Here is a 21,256-nt window from a genome sequence, read left to right on the forward strand (position 1 = left end):
TAGCTTTTTTTATTATAAACAGCTACAAAAATAGCAATTCATAACTGAAAACCCTAATTATTTTAATCTTAAGTGCAAGTATGACATACTATCAAAGTCTTTTCAACCGTTTTTTTATTTCTTATACCTAAAATATATCTAAACTCCCCTTACCTTCTCTTAAAACCTCTGGCTCATCACCCGATAAATCAATAACTGTTGAAGCATAATTGTCTCCATAACCTCCATCAATGACTACATCTACCCTGTTCTGCCATTTTTCAAATATCAATTCCGGATCTGTAGTATATTCTAAAACTTCATCTTCATCATATATAGAGGTAGAAACAATTGGATTACCCAATTTCTTAACAATAGCTAATGCAATGGAGTTATCAGGTACACGAATACCTACAGTCTTTTTGTTTTTAAATTCTTTAGGTAAATTATTATTACCTGGTAATATAAAAGTATAAGGACCAGGAAGACATTTTTTTAAAATTTTAAAAGTAGAAGTATCAATCTGTTTTATATACCCTGATATATCACTAATGTCATGACAGACGAAGGAAAAATTTGCTTTATCTAACTTAATCCCTTTTATTTTTGCAATTTTCTCTAATGCCTTTGAATTAGTAATATCACAACCAAGACCATAAACTGTATCAGTAGGATATATTACCAACCCCCCATCTTTCAAGATTTTAACTATACGCTCAATCTCTTTTTCGTTAGGATTTTCAGGGTAAATTTTAATAAATTGTGCCATAGTAAATATCTTTAAAAATTACGTTATAAATTAAGGTAAAACTTCGAGTTTCGCAAATCTAAGAAGTAGTTTTTTTATGCCTCCAACTGTAAAGCGGATTTCAGCTTTCTTATCAGCTCCTGCTCCCTCTAAATTGAGAATTTCTCCTTTACCAAAGCGTTCATGCATTACTATCTGCCCCACTGAAAGACCGTAATCAGAAGTTGAATTACCTCCAGAAGTAGTAACAGCTTTCAATTTCCTAATATTAAGATTTGGAGTAGCATTATCTTTTAAATATGCTGGGGGTGTTCCAGCTACAGGTTTTTGAAGACGTAATTTAGATTTGTCTACATCACCGAAGATATCACTATTAATCTGTGGTTTATATTTATAGTTTGAATCAGGTGGGGTTAAATATTCTAAATATTGATCATCGATTTCCTCAATAAAACGAGAAGGTTCGCTGTCAACTAATTTTCCCCAACGATAGCGTGACTGTGCGTATGTTAAATAAGCTTGATGTTCGGCACGAGTTAAAGCAACATAAAACAACCTGCGTTCTTCTTCAAGTTCACTACGTGTGTTCATACTCATTGCACTAGGAAAAAGATCTTCTTCCATACCTACGCAAAATACCGTAGGAAATTCTAAACCTTTTGCTAAATGAATAGTCATAAGAGCTACTCTATCGTCATCTCCAGTATCGTTATCCAGATCTGTAGCTAAAGCCACATCTTCCAAAAATTCAGATAATGCACCTCTAGCACCATCAACCTGTTGCTGACCTTCGGTAAAGTCTTTAATACCATTTAAAAGTTCCTCTATATTTTCCATTCGGGCAATACCTTCTGGAGAAGCATCCTTTCTAAGTTCCTGAACCAAACCTGTTTTTTTGGTTACATGCTCAGTCATTTGATAGGCATCTTGAGTTTGATCTAATACTTGAAAACTTCTAATCATCGTAACAAAATCTGTCAATTTGTTACGTGTACCTGCAGTAATTTTTAAATCAATCTTATCAATATGTTCCATAATTTCAAAAATGGAACGCTTGTAATGATTTGCGGCAATTGTAAGTTTATCAAGTGTAGTGTTACCAATTCCCCTAGCAGGATAATTAATAACACGAACAAGAGCTTCCTCATCCTTTGGATTAATAATTAAACGTAAATAATATAAAACATCTTTTATTTCTTTCCTTTGATAGAATGATAGGCCTCCGTAAATCCTATATGGAATATCTCGTTTTCTCAAAGCATCTTCCATAGCCCTGGACTGAGCATTTGTACGATATAAAATTGCAAATTCACTATTCATTTTTTGGTTGTACATTTTCTCTTCAAAAATAGTACTCGCAACAAACCTACCCTCTTCACCATCTGTGAGTGAACGATGTACTTTTATTTTAGGACCAAAATCATTAGCAGTCCAAACAACTTTGTCTAACTTAACTTTATTCTTATCAATAATAGTATTAGCAGCTTCTACTATATTCTTAGTAGAACGATAATTTTGTTCTAAACGATATGTTTGTACATTTTCATAATCCTTTTGAAAATTCAAAATATTATTGATGTTTGCCCCACGGAAAGCATAAATACTTTGAGCATCATCTCCAACAACGCAAATATTTTGAAAGCGATCAGATAAAGCTCTAACAATTAAATACTGAGAGTGATTAGTATCCTGATACTCATCTACGAGAATATAACGAAATCTATCTTGATATTTCATTAGAACTTCTGGAAAACGCGTTAAGAGTTCGTTCGTTTTTAAAAGTAAATCATCAAAATCCATTGCTCCAGATTTAAAGCACCTTTCAACATAATTTTGATAGATTTCCCCCATACGCGGTTTTTTACTCATAGCATCAGCCTCCTGAAGTTCAGGATTCTCGAAGTAAGCTTTAACTGTTATTAAGCTATTTTTAAAATTAGATATTCTACTTAAAACCTGTTTAGGTTTATAAACATCTCTATCCAATTGCATCTCTTTAATAATTTGACTTATTAAACGAGCACTATCTTGAGAGTCATAAATAGTAAAGTTACTAGGATAGCCTAATTTGTCAGCTTCAGCACGAAGAATTTTAGCAAAAACAGAGTGAAAAGTCCCCATCCACAAGTTCTTAGCCTCAGAATTACCAACAATTTGAGCAATCCTACTCTTCATCTCCCTAGCAGCTTTGTTTGTAAAGGTTAGAGATAAAATATTAAAAGCATCCACCCCTTGATGCATTAAATAAGCAATACGAAGAGTCAACACACGAGTCTTCCCAGAGCCTGCTCCAGCAATAACAATCATAGGTCCATCTTTCTGTAACACAGGTGCTCTTTGAGCCTCATTCAACTGATTAATATAATTCTCCATCATAACTTTATCCAAAAAAGTCAAAATTACTATACTTAGTAGTTTATAACAAGCTTTTAGTCTTAATAAAAAGGATTTGATACTCTAAGATTTTATCCTTTATTTTACATTAAATTAAATCACCCATGAAACTAGATTTTATCCTGCAATTAGCTGCATATACAATACCAGCATTAGTAACAGCAGCTATTTCCTATATTTATTTTTCTGAGCTATTGAAAAGACAATCAAAAAAAGATGCTTTTTTACTACATCAAAAAGGACAGATAGATATATTGCCTATAAAATTACAAGCCTATGAAAGATTTACTATTTTATTAGAACGAATAGATTTAAGTAAAATAGTATTGCGAGTGGCTCCAATTTCGAATGATAAAACTGCTTATCAAGTATTGTTAATTCAACACATAGAACAAGAATTTGAATACAACTTATCACAACAAATATACATATCAAAAGAACTTTGGAATATACTTTCAAATATTAAAAACAGTATTATTTTACAAATACAATCAACAGCATCGATTAATACTATATCAGATGCTGATTCATTGAGAAAAAACTTAATAAACTATAAAGTTGATAGCACGACATCTGTAGAAGTTGGCCTACTAGCAATAAAAGAAGAGGTGAATTTCTATACAAAATAAAACTTTTTTTATAGATTTAGTACTATAAATAAAAAGCATCTCCAAATTTGAAAAAGAAAAAAGTAATGAAAATGAATTATAGAAACTTATTTGTAGCACCCTTTGTAGTATTATTGGGACTCACGTCATGCAAAAAAAATGATGAAAATAAAGTACCAATCGAAATTCAACCAGAAGTTTTAAACGCCTTATTTAATAATAAGTATCAAGGAGTTTTACCATGTGGTGATTGTTCAGGTATTGAAACTATTATTGCATTAAGGGCGGACAGTACATTAAGTAAATTAGTTTTTTATAAAGATAAAGACTCATATCCAAAAAACTTTGATGGAACATGGAAATTGAAAGACTCAGTCTTCGAAGTTAATTTTAATGGAGATAAAGAGTTTTATAAAATTAAATCAGACAGTCTAATTGCTCGCGTAGGATCCGATCTTAAGGAAGTGAAGGGTAAGTTAGCAGAGGACTATTTATTAGCTTTAAAACAGCCATTAAAGTGGGATGAAGTAGCAGGTACTTATATATCAGGTGACACTTTAAGTGAGTCATACAAAAAGTTTGAATTACAAGAAGTTAAGAAAAATGATTTTAGATTGATGTATACATCAATAACTGCTTCAGATACCTGTACATTTAAAGCACGAGGAATCATAGATAAAATGGCTGATGAAATAATTTTTCCTATGAAAACTATTGAAAAAGACTTAGAAGGAGATTTAAAAATATATTTTACAGAAGATTTTGCACATTTTAAATTGAATGACCTTGTTGATATTCCAGCACAACAATTCTGTGATAGTATTTCAATAAATTTAAATGGCAATTTTAAACAACAATCTAAATCAGAACAATAAACAATTATGAAGAAGAAATTTCTCAGAATAAGTTTAATTGCTTTTTTAAGCATTTCTACAACTCAAATTAGCCACGCCCAAAACTTAGAAGGTTTACTAAATTTAAATCAAGATAAAGCTACAACAGCTTTAAAAGAGGCTTTGGAAAATGGAATCAATAAACAAGTCGTTAAGCTGACAGCACAAGACGGTTTTTACAAAAATGAACTAGTTAAAATACTTTTACCAGAAGAAGCTCAAAAAATTGATAAAACGTTGAGAAGTGTAGGTATGGGGAAAATTGCTGACCAAGGTTTATTAGTTTTAAACAGAGCAGCAGAAGAAGCAGTTAAAGAAGCAACTCCAATTTTTATTGATGCAGTAAAAAATATTACATTTACAGATGCTAAAAACATTCTTTTAGATGGAGGTCATGCGGCAACCGATTATTTACAAGAAGCGACAAAAAAGAGTTTGTATTCTAAGTTTGCACCTGTAATTCAAAATTCTTTTGAAAAAGTTGGGGCGGACAAAGTATGGAATACAATATTTACATCATACAATTCATTGCCATTAGTAAGCCCAGTTAACCTTGATATAACTGATTATGCAACACAACAGACAATGGCTGGTGTGTTTAAAATGATAGCAGTAGAAGAAGAAAACATTAGATCTAACTTTGGTGGTTCTAGAAATACTGAAATTTTAAAAGATGTATTTGGTTCCTTAGATAAAACTAAAAAAGAAGAGAGTAAAAGTCCTTCACAAAATAATTTAGAAGAAAAAGGTGCCAAAGTAAAGGAAAAACTTAAAAGTTTAAATTTATTTAAATAGATAACACTTAATAACAGATATATAACAACAACTTAACTGCTTCTGATTTAAATAATTTCGATATTTGCAAAATAGTTAATGAATTTTAATTCATAAAAAGTTAGAGTTAGTTATTAAAAAAGCCGATTAGACCCGTAATCTAATCGGCTTTTTAATTTTAAATAAACTACAAGTTCCTCCTATAATCTACTGTGTATAATTTTAAAATACTCAAATGCTTTAACAACACGGGTTCCATACCATGAAAACATTTCCCCATCAACAAAAATTGTTTTTCCATGATGCGTATGTCTTCCTATCTCAAAAGCATGTTCTTCTTTAAAAGGATATGGTTCGGACGATAGAAAAACTAATTCTGGATCACCATCAAGTTTAATTCTGTTAATAATGATTTCTGGATAGCGCTCTTCCCTATTAGCATAAATATTGGAGAATTTATTTATTTTCAACAATTCATTGATAAAAGTATTATTTCCGGCAACCATAAAAGGATTCCTCCAAATAAAATAAGCAACATCATAAACAGGTTTGTCTTTTACAAAATTCATAAAATCCTTCTGAGCGAACTTAATTTTATCAATCCATTTCTTAGCATCTGTTCTTCTGTTAAACAATACCCCAAAATCATTTATCATTTGATTATTGTCATCTAGAGAGACAATATCAGTAACCCATATGGGACAAATCCCTTTTAGTTCTTCGAAGATTTCAAAAGTATTCTCTTCTTTATTAGCAATAATAATATCAGGTTGCAAAGCCTTTATTTTATCAATATGAACCTGTTTAGTCCCCCCTATTACTTCTTTGATTTCTTTTAAATAAAAAGGATGAACACAAAATTTAGTAACCCCTACAATTTGCTCTTCTAAGCCCAAATCACATAGTAATTCTGTCTGTGAGGGAACTAATGAAACTATTCTTTTGGGAGTGTTTTCAAAAATATGCTCCTGACCTATTTGGTCTATCAATTTAATCATTCTTATTTTTTTAAAATAGCAGCCATTTCATTTTGCAATTCTTTTGCTTTAAAACGTGCTTTATCGGCAAAGTCTATTCCGTTAGAAGCATATATAATACCTCTAGATGAATTAATTAACAGACCAACACTCTCATTCATCCCGTACTCACAAACGGCGCGCAAATCACCTCCTTGTGCACCAACACCAGGGACTAATAAAAAACTATTAGGTACTATCTTACGAATTTCAGCAAAATACTCAGCTTTAGTAGCTCCAACTACATACATTAAATTCTCGGAATTCCTCCATTGTTGGGATTTCTCTAAGACAACTTTGTATAATTCCTTACCATCCACAGATTGCGTTTGAAAATCAAATGCACCTTCATTAGAAGTAAGTGCAAGTAGAATGGTGTGCTTGTTTTTAAATTCAAGAAAAGGCTCTACGCTATCTTTACCCATATAAGGAGCAACAGTTACGCTATCAAATTGCAAGTCTTCAAAAAAAGCTTTGGCATACATAGTTGCTGTATTTCCAATATCTCCTCTTTTCGCATCAGCAATAGTATAAATTTCAGGATAATTCTCGTTCAAATATGCAATTGTCTTTTGAAGAGAAACCCACCCTTTAACCCCATGTGCCTCATAAAAAGCAATATTTGGCTTATAGGAAACAGCTAAATCATGAGTAGCGTCAATAATAGCTTTATTAAATTCAAAAATAGGGTCTTCAGTTTCTAATAAAAAACTTGGGATTTTTTCCAAATCTACATCTAAACCAATACAAAGAAAAGATTGCTTTTTACGGATTTGTTCTACTAATTGTTGTGTTGTCATGTATCTAATTAAGTATCTAAAAAAAACCACACAATACTAGGGCAAAGTGTGGTTTTAAGTTGATGTTTTATTTATTAAAAAACGTCGCTTTCTTGTAGTTTTTCAGTATTGCTAACCAATTGAAGTTCTTCGATTACTTTCTGAATATTTCCATTCATTACCCCATCAAGGTCATAAAGCGTTAAGCCAATTCTGTGATCTGTAACACGCCCTTGCGGATAGTTATAAGTACGAATCTTTGCAGAACGGTCACCACTACTAACTTGAGAATTTCGCTTTTTAGCATCTTCCTCTTGTTTTTTAGCTAATTCCATCTCATAAAGACGAGAACGCAAAACAGTTAATGCTTTATCCTTATTTTTATGTTGAGACTTTTCATCCTGACATTGAGCAACCAATCCAGTTGGTGTATGTGTCATACGAACAGCAGATTTAGTTGTGTTTACAGACTGACCTCCAGGACCAGAAGAACAGAAATAATCGATACGAACATCGTTCATGTCAATTTGTACATCAAACTCCTCAGCCTCTGGTAAAACCATTACTGTCGCAGCAGAAGTATGGACACGTCCTTGAGTTTCTGTTTGAGGAACACGTTGAACACGGTGAACACCAGCTTCAAATTTAAGAGTTCCGTAAACATCATCACCAGTTACTTCAAAAATAACCTCTTTAAATCCTCCAGAAGTCCCTTCATTAGCATCGACTAAAGAAGTTCTCCATCCTCTTGATTCACAGTACTTAGTGTACATTCTGTATAGATCTCCAGCAAAAATACTTGCTTCATCACCACCAGTACCTGCACGAATCTCAACCATTACGTTTTTAGCATCCTCAGGATCTTTAGGAATCAATAAAAACTTTATCTCTTCTTCTAGTTGTGGTAAACGTGATTTAGCTTCAGACAACTGCAATGCAGCCATCTCAACCATTTCAGCATCACTACCATCAGCAATTATTTCATTAGCCTCTTGAATGTTTCCTTTTAAGCTAATATACTCATCACGCTTTTCAACCAGCTGTTTTAAGTCTTTATATTCTTTATTTAATTGAACATAGCGCTTTTGATCAGCAATCACATCTGGTTGAATAATCAAATCAGAGATTTCGTCAAAGCGTTGTTTTATAATTTGTAATCTATCTAGCATCTTGTCAAAAGATAATATATTTCTAAGGTTGCAAAGGTATAAAAAAAAGAGGAACTGTTTATAAGTTCCTCTTTTAAATACTGCGAATTATTATTTTTCAATAGTAACCTCAAATTCTACATCCGTCCAGGATTTACCTTCATGTAAATCTTTACAGATTTCATGCAAGGATTGGAAAGCTGGTTCAGCATTAAAATCTGCTATAATATCTATACTTCCTTTAATTACAACGATATTACCATTTAATTCATAAGTAAGTTCCTTTGATTTCTCAATACCATTCATAAAGATAGAGGTAACTACCTTACCATCTTTGAATTCATGAAAAGTACCGTGAATATCTCCTGTCATTTTTTCAAAGAAATATCCACTTAATTTACTATCTCTTCCAGGGTCATTAGAATTAACACTAGTTGTTTTAATTTCAAATGTAGCTCCATTTAAAGCATCTGTAACTAATGCTGCATCAGGATGAGCATACGTTAAAGAAACTTCATCAAATGAACCTTTTACACCAACCTTTGCAGGAGTTTTAAAAGCTGTCCAAACAACTTTATGTTTAACAACCTCTTTCTCTACTTCTTTTGGAGCTTCTTGTTCCTCAGTAGTAATTGTAACATCTTCAATTGTTTTTGTTTCTTTTTGTCCGCATGATACTGCAAAAGCTCCTATTAAAGCTAATGCTAAAAACGTTTTTTTCATAATCTTTGAATTTATAGTTTTTGTAATCTAGTTGTAATTTAAAATTATCTAACAAATGAGTTCTATAGCTACCCTACCGTCATTTATTTAATTTTTTGAAGGTATATTTTTCAAAATCTCTAAAACAAAAGGCCAATATTTTTGAACTGATTTAATGCTAACGCGTTCAACAGGTGAATGCGCTCCTCTGATTGTTGGTCCAAAAGAAATCATATCCATATCTGGATAATTAGTCCCTAAAATACCACATTCTAAACCAGCGTGACAAGCTACAACACTTGGTTCAGATTTATTCTGTTCTTTATAAATAGCAACTAATACATCCAAAATTTCTGATTTAGGATTCGGACTCCAACCAGGATAAGACCCGCTAAATTCAACTTCACATCCCATTAATTCAAACGCTGATCTTAATGAATTAGCTAAATCAAACTTTGATGTTTCTACAGAAGAACGAGTCAAACATTTAATTGCTAATTTACCATCAGCTACTTCTACTTTTGCAATATTATTAGAAGTTTCAACCAAATCAGCAAAATCAGCACTCATTCTGTAAACACCATTATGTGCAGTGTACATAGCTCTTACAAAAAAGTATTGAGCCATAGGAGGCATTACATTTTTAGGTGTTTCATCAATTTTTTCAATTACAACTTCTAAATTAGGCTCAGTTGTTTGAAATTCATTTTTAATGTCATTGATAATTTGTTGCATATCAAATTCAAAAGCTTCATCGTAAATAGAAGCGATAATTACTTTAGCAACACTTTCTCTAGGAATAGCATTTCGCAAACTACCTCCATTAATAGAAGCGATTTGTAAACCAAAAGAATCATATCCATCAAATAATAGACGATTCATTATTTTATTAGCATTACCTAGACCTTTATGAATATCCATTCCTGAGTGTCCACCATTAAGTCCTTTTACAGTAATTTGGTATCCTATAGATCCCTCTGGTGTTAATTCTTCATCATACTCAGCAGTTGCTGTTACATCTACACCACCAGCACAACCTATATCAATTTCATCATCTTCCTCTGTATCCAAGTTTAATAAGATTTGCCCCTCTAGAACTCCACCTTTTAGTCCCATAGCCCCAGTCATTCCTGTTTCTTCATCTATGGTAAAAAGAGCTTCTAAAGCTGGGTGAGCAATATCCTTACTCTCAAGAATAGCCATTATAGTAGCAACTCCAATACCGTTATCAGCACCTAAAGTAGTTCCTCTAGCACGAACCCAATCCTCATCTACATACATATCAATCCCTTGAGTATCGAAATCAAAAATAGTATCGTTATTTTTTTGATGTACCATATCTAAGTGAGATTGTAAAACAACAATCTTGCGATTTTCCATCCCAGCAGTAGCAGGTTTTTTAATAATCACATTTCCAACTTCGTCTTTTATAGTTTCAAGTCCTAATTCTTGACCAAAGCGAATCATAAATTCAATAACACGTTCCTCTTTTTTAGATGGTCTCGGTACTGCATTTAAATCAGCAAATTTATTCCAAAGTGCCTTAGGCTCTAAGTTTCTAATTTCGTTGTTCATGTTTAAAAAGCTTCTAATAATTTAGTTGAACGTCAAAGTTAAACATAAAAAGAAGCAAAAATTAAAGAATTCTCTATAAATTTTGAACTAAAAGACCTTATACTTCCTTTTTTACAAACCTCACAAAACAGAAACAGCTTAGAATTTCACACTCTAAGCTGTTTGTATCTTTAAAAATTAATTGCTTAATTCCATTTTAATTCTTTCCAATTCCTTTAAAATCTTTGAATTGTCTTTTTGAAAATAGTTAGATGTGTTTTCAAACAAGTTTTTGTAATAATCAATACCGTTTAGAATATTGTTTTTTAATTTCTCCAATTTCTTCTTTGCAATAACACTAGAGTCTGCCGTAATTGCACTAAGTTCCTTTTTAAAGTGTTCTCGATACATTTCCAATTCTTTTATTAAAAAATTAGGACGGTTCTCGTGTTTCATAACATTCTCCTTACCATAGATATGTTGAATCATTTTTTCTAATGATACTTCTTTATCAAAATAAGCCATGTTTGGACCAGGACAAACTACAACTCCTTGTGCCTCTCCTTTGATTGGTAAGTTTTGCTCCATCAAAGAAGCATTAGCTAGACCAATACACAAACACGATTTTTCTGTAATAGATTCTATTTTAGAAATATAATCATCATCACTTAAAGTTGATTTTATATCTTTAAGAGCTTTGATTTCTTTCGTCTGATACTTCTTAGAAGCTGTACACCATCCTTCAATAGAATGTGTTTTGTCAAGAGCTAAGTATTTTCTAGGACATGAACTACCATACTTTTCATTTGCATTGCGAAGTTTATTGATAGCTTCATTGGTCGTTCCTCTAACAGTATTGAATGGAATGCCCAAAGGAGATATACTACTTAAATAGAGGTCTTTTTCCTTTGCGTCTGCTAAAAGCTTACGAGTTTGAACATCAACAGAAGTTGCCTCAGGAACCAATAAAAATGGACTACCCCACCCTACAGAATCTACTTCGTAGGTGTCTAATAAAAATTGATGTTCCTCAGCAGTACCTATTCCGCCTTGAACAGTGATTTTTAATTCTAATGGTTCTTCTGGAGTGTAACGTTGTTTTTCTTCTAGCGCATTACAAAGTAATTTATGAGTTGTTGCGATTAACTCTTGTCTTTGGTTTTTAAATTCAGCCATAATTGGGCCTAATAAAAATCCATCAGTAGCAAAAGCATGTCCACCACAATTTAAGCCAGATTCAACACGATATTCAGACACCCATATTCCTTTTTTAGCCAAGAAACTACCTTGAATAAGAGCAGATCTATAGTCACTCACCTTTAAAACAATTTTCTTATCTAAAGCTTTGTGCTGCTGTGGATAGAAAACATCAAAAGATTCAAAATAGCTAAATAATCTTGGATTCATACCTGCCGACAATATCAAAGAAGATTGAACCTTGCTTTCTGCAAATCCACGTAATGCAGCATGAGCATCACTATAAATAGATGGTAATACTTCTTTTCCGTTATATTGTTCTCTATCGACCTTGGTCATTATATTCACATCAATAGACCCCGGCTTAAAATAACTCTCAAGGACTTCTTTAAAACGTTCAAAACTTAAATTGTCTAAAACATATTGTTCAGCTTGTTCCTTAAGAATAGAACTATCAGGTAAAACATTTAAAAATTCAGTTACTCTTTTTTTACTGTCTAGAAGTTCTTTTTTAAAGTTAGAGAACTTTTCTTTTACTATAGTATCAACCGTATCTAGGTAAGCTGTAATTCGTTTGGCTCTGAAATCCTCTACTTTTCTACCGATCTCTTTATAAGGTAACTCAAATTTTTCACTATAAAGCTTATTCAATCTTTCAATTAGCTCATCATCCATTACAGAAATAACCGAGGAAATTCCAAGATGGGCAACTCTAATTGGACTATCAATCGTATAAGCTAAGCCCATTACTGGAATATGAAAAGTATGTATTGGGGTTGTTTTCATATATTTATTTGTTTTAATAAAACAACAAACATATAGAATCCCAAAACTAAAAAGCCTGACAAAAATCAGGTTTTAAAAAAATGTTTATTTTTTTATGCGATAAATATAAAGTGGTTATTTAAATAAATTATTTACTCCAAATCTAATTAATCTAACTGATAATCAACGTAATTAGATATTAAATAGTTAACTTTATACTATTCTAGAACGATTTTAGACGCAAGAGTACCATCAATATTTTCATGTGTAGAGCTATGAATAACTTTACTATTGGAAACGATCAATAATTGAGGGGATTGATGCTGTATTTCTAATTGTTGCGCAATATCATTGGATATAGAGCGATAGTTTATTAAATCGAGTAGATAAGATTTAGTGTTGTTTTGAGCGAATTCACTTTCAAAATTTCGTAGAGCCATTTTGCTAATAAAGCAGCGCGTACTGTGTTTAAAAATAACTATAGGAGATTCAGAAGAACTTTGGATTGCGTTTTGAAGTTGTTCTTCATTTTCTAAAGGAAGCCAATTTATCATGTTTTTCAGCAAAAATACATCATATATCAGACAAATTGTCGTTTTTTTAAGATTAAAATATTGTTAAAAATGCCAAATTGACGTATTTTTAACAATGGAATATAAATTGTAAATAGTCTAGTAACCAAAAATAAATTGAATATGAACACTAATAATTTTACAATCAAATCACAAGAGGCCTTACAGCAAGCACAGGTAATAGTGCAATCGTTGGGCCAACAACAAATTGAAAATGAGCATATTTTCAAGGGAATACTAGATGTAGATGAAAACGTAAGCCCATTCATACTTAAGAAGCTTAACGTGAATGTTGAACTTTTTAAACAAATGCTAGATGCTACTATTCAAAGTTTTCCTAAAGTTTCGGGAGCACAAATAGGATTGTCTCGTGAGGCAGCAACAGCTATTAGTGAAGCACAGGCTATTGCACAAAAAAACAATGATGAGTATGTATCTATAGAATACTTAATCTTAGCCATTTTTAAATCTAAAAGCAGAGTAGCACAAATATTAAAAGACCAAGGAGTTACTCAAAAAGACTTAGAGGTTGCTATTGATGAATTAAGAGGTGGTGAACGAGTTACATCAGCTTCAGCAGAAGAGACATACAATTCCTTAAACAAATATGCTAAGAACTTAAATCAATACGTAAAAGACGGAAAGCTTGACCCAGTTATAGGAAGAGATGAGGAAATACGAAGAGTATTGCAAATACTTTCTCGTAGAACTAAGAACAACCCAATGTTAGTTGGAGAACCTGGGGTCGGTAAAACAGCTATTGCAGAAGGATTAGCCCACCGTATAGTACAAGGAGATGTTCCTGAAAATCTTAAAGACAAGCTAGTTTTCTCTTTGGACATGGGAGCTTTAATAGCAGGTGCTAAATACAAGGGGGAATTTGAAGAACGTCTTAAATCAGTTGTGAAGGAAGTTACTAATGCTGAAGGTACAATTATACTTTTTATAGATGAAATACACACATTAGTTGGTGCTGGAGGTGGTGAAGGTGCTATGGACGCGGCTAATATATTAAAACCAGCTTTAGCAAGAGGAGAGCTTCGAGCTATAGGTGCAACAACTTTAGATGAGTATCAAAAATACTTTGAAAAGGACAAGGCATTAGAAAGACGTTTCCAAAAAGTGATGGTTGACGAACCGGACACAGAAAGTGCCATCTCAATACTTCGAGGAATCAAAGAGAAATATGAAACACACCATAAAGTTCGAATCAAAGACGATGCAATCATTGCGGCAGTTGAACTTTCTCAAAGATATATTACAAACAGATATCTTCCAGATAAGGCAATTGACTTAATGGATGAGGCAGCTGCTAAATTGCGAATGGAAATAAATTCTAAACCAGAGGAACTTGATGTTTTAGATAGAAAAATCATGCAACTTGAGATTGAAATAGAGGCAATCAAAAGAGAAAATGATGAACAAAAACTGAAAGCATTGGGATTAGAATTAGCAAATATAAAAGAAGACAGAAATGCCATCTTTAGTAAATGGAATGCTGAAAAAGAAGTAGTAGACAAAGTACAGAGTATCAAACAAGAGATTGAAGACTATAAACTAGAAGCAGAACGAGCAGAACGCGATGGAGATTATGGGAAAGTTGCAGAGCTTCGCTATGGTAAAATTAAAGATTCGCAAGAAGAATTAGAAAAACTTCAATTACAATTAGCAGAAAAACAAGAAGGAACTTCTTTAATCAAAGAAGAGGTTACTAGCGAAGATATTGCGGAGATTGTAGCAAGATGGACTGGTGTACCTGTAACTAAAATGTTGCAAAGTGAACGAGAAAAACTGCTTCATTTAGAAGATGAATTACACCATCGAGTTGTAGGACAAGAAGAAGCAATCGAAGCGATCAGTGATGCGGTTCGAAGAAGTAGAGCTGGATTACAAGATCCTAAAAAACCAATTGGTTCATTCTTGTTCTTAGGAACTACTGGAGTTGGTAAAACAGAATTGGCAAAAGCATTAGCAACTTATATGTTTGATGATGAAAATGCGATGACTCGTATCGATATGAGTGAATATTCTGAACGTCACAGTGTGAGTAGATTGGTTGGTGCACCTCCAGGATATGTAGGTTATGATGAAGGAGGACAGTTGACAGAGGCAGTTCGTAGAAAACCATACTCTGTAGTGCTTTTGGATGAAATTGAGAAAGCACATCCTGATACTTTTAATATCCTTTTACAAGTATTGGATGAAGGACGATTAACGGATAACAAAGGTCGATTAGCTGATTTTAAAAACACTATTATCATTATGACTTCGAATATGGGAAGCGCTATCATACAGGAGAAATTTGACGAAGCTGATGGTGATATAGAAAAAGCATCAGAATCAGCAAAAGACGAGGTATTACAAGTGTTAAAACAAACTGTAAGACCGGAATTCATAAACCGTATAGATGAGATTGTGATGTTCACTCCGTTGTCTAAAAAGAACATATTAGATATTGTAGATATTCAATTAAATGGCATCATTAAAATGTTGCGAACTCAAAACATCATTATGGATGCTACTGAAGAAGCAAAACAGTATCTAGCAGAAAAAGGATTTGATCCACATTATGGAGCAAGACCAGTGAAACGAGTTATTCAAAAAGAGGTGCTGAACAAACTTTCTAAAGAAATACTATCTGGAAATGTAACAGCAGAAAGTATCATACTTTTGGATTGTTTTGATAATGAGTTGGTTTTTAGAAACAAATAATTATTATTACTCTTGAAAGAAGTTTCTAGATGAAAAGTATTGATACTCAAAAGAAAATGGCTACACAATTTTGTGTAGCCATTTTCTTTTGAGCATTACCGTTTAACTAATTTTTATGAGCTCAACACGTCTATTCTTTGCTTTATTTTCTTCGCTATCGTTAGCCACTAAAGGTCTTTCAGCTCCAAAACCTTTAGCTACAAGTCTTGTTTTTTCAATACCCTTAGAAATTAATTCACTCATCACTGATTCTGCTCTATCAGTTGAAAGATTCTTGTTGTGAGCTGCATCTCCACTATTATCAGTATGTCCTTCAATAACTATTTTTAAACTAGGATCACTCTTCAGAACTTTTGTAATTTCATCAACAGCTTCCCTTCCTTCAAATGTCAAATTGGATTTGTCAATCTCAAAATTAATATATAGAATAGATTTCCCCTTCTCAGAGAGATCTTTTAGAATCTCATCAGAAGATAACTTAGTAATAGTTTGTTTTAAAGGTTCTTCTAAAAGAATATTTAATTTTCCTGAAGCATTATTTGCAGAATATTGAATATAAATATTACCTTTTGTTTTTGACCGAATTACATAAAATTTTATTTTTTCCCCAAAATATCCAATATCACCCTCATCACCTTTATTAGGATCTTGTTTGTTATACCTCTCGTATTCTTCTTTGGATATTTCTCCATCGAAAACCTTTACAGCTCCGATAGAAACAAGATAATCTTCAAGACTTTTTTCAAAATAGCGTTGTGAAAACTCTTCGTTCTGGTCAGCACTTACATTTATTTTATACAGTTTTCCTTCTACAGCTGTCATAACACCATCAATTGGAAAAAAACAAACGTCAAACTTCTTTTGTAAGGGCTTGTTTTGAGCTACTAGCCCCTTGGGTAAATTAAAGTATGGAAAATCACCTAAATCAGCCTCAGAAAATGAAATACTATCTATATTAAATTGTCTGATAGTATTATTGACAGGATTAGGCAGATCATCTTGATAAGTTTGCTCCATCTTATTTTCTGGAGTTTCCAGTTGTTTCGGAGTTTGATTACACGCTAGAGCCATTATAGATCCAACAAGTACTAGAATTGTTTTTTTCATCTTAAATAGTTATTGTAAATACAATCCTAAAATTCTTTATAAAAGTTTTTAAAACCAAATTATTTTATAATAAAAAATCAAGTTAATATTAAAACAGATTGAATCTATGATTTATCCCCTAATAAAAAAGGTGCGTGTTTCAAACACGCACCTTTATATTTAAAATCAATAAAATGATATTACTTAATCAAAATTATTTTTTAATTAATCCCGAAATACCCTTGAGTAAATCATTGTCAACAGTAATATATCCTGGGTAGTAAATGTCCTTTCCTGCAATTCTTACAGAAGGTTTAATTTTTAAAACGATTAGACCGTTTCCTTTACGTGTAAGTATATCGCTTAATAGTTTTTCAGCTCCCTTTTTCTCATCCGTAACACCAAATAGATTTGCCTTAAATGCTAGAGGAACCACTTTACTTTGTCCATTAGCTAGACTCAGGCTTTCATTTACACTACCTTCAAAGAAGGGTTTACCTTGTATTTCTAATAAATATTTAAAAGGTCCCATTGGAACAGCTTCTCCTGTTGGATTACTCACTTTCATATTTACAACAGCTTCTAGGGATAAATCTTTTCTCAACAACCCTAAAGCAACACTGGATAAAGATGATAATGACAAACCTTCAAAATTATTTCCGATAGCCATACCCCCTGCTTTCAAATCATGGACTGATTCTACTTCATAAGTGTACTTTTTTAGCATATCTGCTTGCGCCTTTGGATTCAATGAACTACATGCTGTTAACAACAGTGAAGCAAAAGCTATAAAAGATACAATCTTAATTTGTTTCCATTTATTCATGATGTCAATTTTTTATAATGCAAATATAACTGATTGTAAATTCTTTCAATAAAAATAGCTTTATGAAGTAATCAAAATACGATAAAAAAACAACGAAACTAACTTGAATAAAAGTTTAGAACTTCACTGATTCTAATAAAAAATCAAAACATCCTAAATTAATAACCTAAAACCCATGAAAAAATCAAAGGTGCTACTATTGTTGCATCAGATTCAATCACATAACTAGGGGTATCTACGTCTAATTTGCCCCAGGTAATTTTTTCATTGGGAATACACCCAGAATAAGATCCGTAGGAAGTTGTTGAATCAGTTATCTGGCAATAATAACGCCATTTAAGTATGTTTACTTTCTCTAAATCTTGTTCTAACATAGGTGCAACACACATAGCAAAATCACCTGCAATCCCACCCCCTATTTGAAAAAATCCAATACCTTGACCAATAGCATTTCTTTCATAGAAATCAGCCAACCAAACCATATACTCTATACCGCTTTTCACAGTCGAAGCATGAAGCTCTTTTTTAATTACATAGGAAGCAAAAATATTTCCCATTGTAGAATCTTCCCATCCTGGAACAACAATAGGTAAATTACATTCAGCAGCAGCCAACATCCAAGAGTTTTTTGGGTCAATTTCATATTCATCTTCTAATAAACCACTCAACAGTAGCTTATACATATATTCATGTGGAAAATAGCGTTCATTCAAGCTTTCTGCATCTTTCCATATTTTCTCGATGTGACATTGAATTTTTCTAAAGGCTTCCTCTTCTGGAATACAAGTGTCAGTAACACGATTGAATTTTTTACTGAGTAATTCTAATTCATCTTGAGGTGTTAAATCACGATAATTTGGAATTCTTTTATAATGTGAATGAGCTACAAGATTCATAATATCTTCTTCTAGATTAGCACCAGTACAACTGATAATGTCAACTTTTCCTTTGCGAATCATTTCTGCTAAAGAAATTCCTAATTCAGCTGTACTCATTGCACCAGCGAGGGAAATCAACATTTTACCCCCCGATAACAAATGAGCTTCATACCCTTTAGCAGCATCCACTAGAGTAGCCGCATTAAAATGCAAGTAATTTTTTTCGATAAATTGAGAAACTTTTCCTTTTTTCTGTTCCATGTAAATTTGCTTTTATTGTATCTATTTCAAATTAAAAATCTGTTTCTTAAAAAGTCATTAAATAGTTTCAATATTAACATAGAAAAATTTTATGAGTTCCTAAAAAACAGAAAGTAAAACTATTGAGATTAAATAAGAGCAAAATTATCCTATGATAATTAGTTCCTGAATTTTAAAAAAAGAAAAAAAGTAGTAAATATTGTGTTTATTCTAAAAAAACAATCCGTATAACCTTTTTCTCCACCTATGTATAAAATTTCTTTTATCGGTTTATTCATAACTGCATTTCATTCAAATCGTTTAGGCAAATCTGGATTCGCAAGAAAAAGAGGAAACTAAAACTTATATAAATCAGCATGAAAAGACTTGCAAAACATTATGACATTGAACTATAACTTTGACAAAAGTGCCATCTCAAGGATTTGTCATCCGTGAGTTCTCCTGTCTGAACTATAATTTATATTTAGGAGACAGAAACTTGGAAACACGAGTATTACGAACTGATGAAGTAAAATGAAGAATGAGTGAACCAACTCTAGTGGGTTTCCTTTACCTATCCTTTCTATCGCAAAACTAGAGGAAAATATAAAGCACGTTTTGTATTGTGATTATTTTGATATCATTTGATATATAATGATTTAAAATATTTTATAAATAGCTATATATCAGTGCTTAATAATATTATAAAAGTGCTTTGTTCGGGAGCGCTTCGGGGATTTCTAGTGTTTACTTGGGCTAGAGGCCCGTTTACCGAACAAGACCCGAACAAGACCCGAACAAGACCCGAAGGAAACTCAAATAAAACCTGAGATTTTGTGTTTTTTATCACCTAATCTTGTGGATTTAGTATCTAAGTTCGATTTAAGAAATAAGTGCTGCTATAAGCATAAACATAACCATAAAGGATATCAATAGCCTTTTTAAGAGGGTTTTATAAAAAAAATAACCTCTTTGTTTAAAAGAGTTATTAGAGGAGCTTAGAGGTAGGAAAATTATCTGAACTATGTTTTATATTAGGAGACAGGAGTCTGAAAAGAAAAATGAGTCAAGACTCGAAGTACTCATTCCATTTATTCCAATCCTTAATTAGAATTCTACACATAATTTTTACTATCCTATGTTAAAATAGAACAAGCTAACGCTATCAGATGATCCCAAAAAAGAGAATCTAAATGTAATCAACTTCGTTATCGTCAAAGTTTTTTATATTTTTGCACGAAAAAGCGATTAACATATAAATCTATAGCATGAGCTACTTCCTTTTCTTTTGGCAATTTTTTTTGCTTTTTCTACTTATTTTAATTCCTTATTCTCTTTTTAAACTTGGTTATTCCAACCTTGATAATAATCAAAAACTTATATGGTGTTTAATCATATTATTGATTCCTTTTTTTGGAGGTCTTGCTTATCTTTTAGTAATGAGAAACAAAAAGATTATTAAATAATAACCTCATTCGATACTCGAAATTAATTAGATACTAATAAATCTATTTAAAGCATAATTAGGATATAGGATAACGATTGTTTTTACTGAAAATAGAACCTAGTTTATATAAATTTGATTAACTTTATAATATCTCAAAAATGATAATGCTATGAATCACGTAAAATTATTTGTCGGTAGTGAAGTTCTTACACTTGCAGTCAAAGACATATTAGAACAAAATAATATTGAATTCATTGAAAGAAATGATGTTAAGTCTTCTTTAGCTGTTGGTATAGGTACCGCAGATAAAGCAGTACATATATTCGTAGATCCCAAAGACCTTGAATATGCAAAACATTTGTTAGAGAAAAACGATATTCACGAATAAGGAAAAAGGGTTGTAATTATAAAAATTACAACCCTTTTTTGATTAACATACCTAGTGTCAAAACTTATTATTTTAAAAGAGAAGTTCTCCCTTTATAAACACTATACTTTCCAGATCCCAATAGCATAATACATATTGCGCCCATCAAAAAGAAGACATTAGCTTCTATTTTCAAAGCTCCTACCTCACTAAACTGAAACAAATTCCAACCATATAATAAATAAAGAGACATTAACATAGTAAAAGCTATCAACAAACTTGAAAGCTTAGTTGCTATACCTAAAATAATCGCTAACGGGGCTACAACTTCTGCAATCGGAACACCTACCCACATCCACTTTGGTAAACCTGCTGTTTCTAATTGTTGTATTATAAAATCATGGCCATGTATTAGTTTATGTATGCCGTGAAAAATCATCAATCCACCAACAGTGAATCTCAATAATAACTTTCCTATGTCTTGGTTTTTCTTCATGAATAGCATTTTTTATTAGTTGTGAAAATTTGAATTAGTTAAACTATAAGAATAAGTGAATCATAATAAATATTT

Annotated in this window: 19 protein-coding genes; 6 read left to right on the forward strand and 13 right to left on the reverse strand. The window is 32.0% G+C overall.

Annotated elements, in window-relative coordinates; genetic code table 11:
• Positions 1–127: 127 nt before the first annotated feature.
• Positions 128–748 carry an L-threonylcarbamoyladenylate synthase gene (locus BM024_RS07545; RefSeq protein WP_090678860.1) on the reverse strand — a complete coding sequence of 207 codons (621 nt, stop codon included), beginning with the start codon at positions 746–748 and terminating at the stop codon, positions 128–130.
• Between the two features lie 30 nt (positions 749–778).
• Positions 779–3,100 (reverse strand): ATP-dependent helicase, encoded by a 2,322-nt coding sequence (locus tag BM024_RS07550; RefSeq protein WP_090678862.1) that lies wholly within the window; start codon positions 3,098–3,100, stop codon positions 779–781.
• A gap of 125 nt (positions 3,101–3,225) precedes the next feature.
• Between BM024_RS07550 and BM024_RS07555 the strand changes: the two genes are divergently transcribed.
• From BM024_RS07555 to BM024_RS07565, 3 genes are all read left to right on the forward strand, one after another.
• A complete protein-coding gene (locus tag BM024_RS07555) occupies positions 3,226–3,750 on the forward strand; it encodes a DUF7935 family protein (protein ID WP_090678864.1) in 525 nt (174 codons plus the stop codon).
• A gap of 71 nt (positions 3,751–3,821) precedes the next feature.
• Complete coding sequence (locus BM024_RS07560; protein ID WP_177190182.1) at positions 3,822–4,604, forward strand: copper resistance protein NlpE N-terminal domain-containing protein; 783 nt, start codon at positions 3,822–3,824, stop codon at positions 4,602–4,604.
• Between the two features lie 6 nt (positions 4,605–4,610).
• Entirely contained in the window at positions 4,611–5,417 is an 807-nt protein-coding gene (locus BM024_RS07565; RefSeq protein ID WP_090678868.1) for a DUF4197 domain-containing protein, read from the forward strand.
• A 179-nt stretch (positions 5,418–5,596) separates the two neighbouring features.
• Here BM024_RS07565 and BM024_RS07570 read toward each other — a convergent pair whose 3' ends face one another.
• The 7 genes from BM024_RS07570 to ytxJ all read right to left on the reverse strand — a co-directional run bounded on the left by BM024_RS07570 (position 5,597) and on the right by ytxJ (position 13,111).
• On the reverse strand, positions 5,597–6,394 hold the full coding sequence (locus tag BM024_RS07570) for an ABC transporter substrate-binding protein (RefSeq protein WP_090678870.1): 798 nt from the start codon (positions 6,392–6,394) through the stop codon (positions 5,597–5,599).
• 2 nt (positions 6,395–6,396) lie between these two features.
• A complete protein-coding gene (gene pyrF, locus BM024_RS07575) occupies positions 6,397–7,212 on the reverse strand; it encodes an orotidine-5'-phosphate decarboxylase (protein WP_090678872.1) in 816 nt (271 codons plus the stop codon).
• Positions 7,213–7,286: 74 nt separating this feature from the next.
• Positions 7,287–8,360, reverse strand: a complete 1,074-nt coding sequence (prfA, locus tag BM024_RS07580; RefSeq protein WP_090678874.1) for a peptide chain release factor 1 — start codon at positions 8,358–8,360, stop codon at positions 7,287–7,289.
• Between the two features lie 90 nt (positions 8,361–8,450).
• Entirely contained in the window at positions 8,451–9,062 is a 612-nt protein-coding gene (locus tag BM024_RS07585) for a YceI family protein (RefSeq protein WP_090678875.1), read from the reverse strand.
• Positions 9,063–9,149: 87 nt separating this feature from the next.
• Positions 9,150–10,616 (reverse strand): aminoacyl-histidine dipeptidase, encoded by a 1,467-nt coding sequence (locus BM024_RS07590; protein WP_090678878.1) that lies wholly within the window; start codon positions 10,614–10,616, stop codon positions 9,150–9,152.
• 177 nt (positions 10,617–10,793) lie between these two features.
• Positions 10,794–12,578 carry a hypothetical protein gene (locus BM024_RS07595; protein WP_090678880.1) on the reverse strand — a complete coding sequence of 595 codons (1,785 nt, stop codon included), beginning with the start codon at positions 12,576–12,578 and terminating at the stop codon, positions 10,794–10,796.
• Between the two features lie 197 nt (positions 12,579–12,775).
• Positions 12,776–13,111 (reverse strand): bacillithiol system redox-active protein YtxJ, encoded by a 336-nt coding sequence (gene ytxJ, locus BM024_RS07600; RefSeq protein ID WP_090678882.1) that lies wholly within the window; start codon positions 13,109–13,111, stop codon positions 12,776–12,778.
• Between the two features lie 141 nt (positions 13,112–13,252).
• On the opposite strand from ytxJ, the gene clpB reads away from it, so the two are divergent.
• Positions 13,253–15,841, forward strand: coding sequence for an ATP-dependent chaperone ClpB (clpB, locus tag BM024_RS07605; RefSeq protein WP_090678884.1), 2,589 nt, complete (start codon positions 13,253–13,255; stop codon positions 15,839–15,841).
• Positions 15,842–15,943: 102 nt separating this feature from the next.
• On the opposite strand, the gene BM024_RS07610 is transcribed toward clpB, so the two are convergent.
• The 3 genes from BM024_RS07610 to BM024_RS07620 form a co-directional block, all read right to left on the reverse strand.
• Complete coding sequence (locus BM024_RS07610) at positions 15,944–16,948, reverse strand: OmpA family protein (protein WP_090678886.1); 1,005 nt, start codon at positions 16,946–16,948, stop codon at positions 15,944–15,946.
• 193 nt (positions 16,949–17,141) lie between these two features.
• Positions 17,142–17,753 carry a hypothetical protein gene (locus BM024_RS07615; RefSeq protein WP_090678888.1) on the reverse strand — a complete coding sequence of 204 codons (612 nt, stop codon included), beginning with the start codon at positions 17,751–17,753 and terminating at the stop codon, positions 17,142–17,144.
• Between the two features lie 158 nt (positions 17,754–17,911).
• On the reverse strand, positions 17,912–18,892 hold the full coding sequence (locus tag BM024_RS07620) for a deoxyhypusine synthase family protein (protein ID WP_090678892.1): 981 nt from the start codon (positions 18,890–18,892) through the stop codon (positions 17,912–17,914).
• 1,247 nt (positions 18,893–20,139) lie between these two features.
• Here BM024_RS07620 and BM024_RS07625 point away from each other — a divergent pair.
• Together BM024_RS07625 and BM024_RS07630 are read left to right on the forward strand one after the other, a co-directional pair.
• Complete coding sequence (locus BM024_RS07625) at positions 20,140–20,337, forward strand: PLDc N-terminal domain-containing protein (RefSeq protein WP_090678895.1); 198 nt, start codon at positions 20,140–20,142, stop codon at positions 20,335–20,337.
• 150 nt (positions 20,338–20,487) lie between these two features.
• A complete protein-coding gene (locus BM024_RS07630; protein ID WP_090678898.1) occupies positions 20,488–20,706 on the forward strand; it encodes a putative signal transducing protein in 219 nt (72 codons plus the stop codon).
• A gap of 67 nt (positions 20,707–20,773) precedes the next feature.
• Here BM024_RS07630 and BM024_RS07635 read toward each other — a convergent pair whose 3' ends face one another.
• On the reverse strand, positions 20,774–21,181 hold the full coding sequence (locus BM024_RS07635) for a DoxX family protein (RefSeq protein WP_090678899.1): 408 nt from the start codon (positions 21,179–21,181) through the stop codon (positions 20,774–20,776).
• Positions 21,182–21,256: the final 75 nt, after the last annotated feature.

The sequence above is a fragment of the Myroides guanonis genome, from assembly GCF_900114085.1.
GTDB classification, from domain to species: Bacteria; Bacteroidota; Bacteroidia; order Flavobacteriales; family Flavobacteriaceae; genus Flavobacterium; species Flavobacterium guanonis.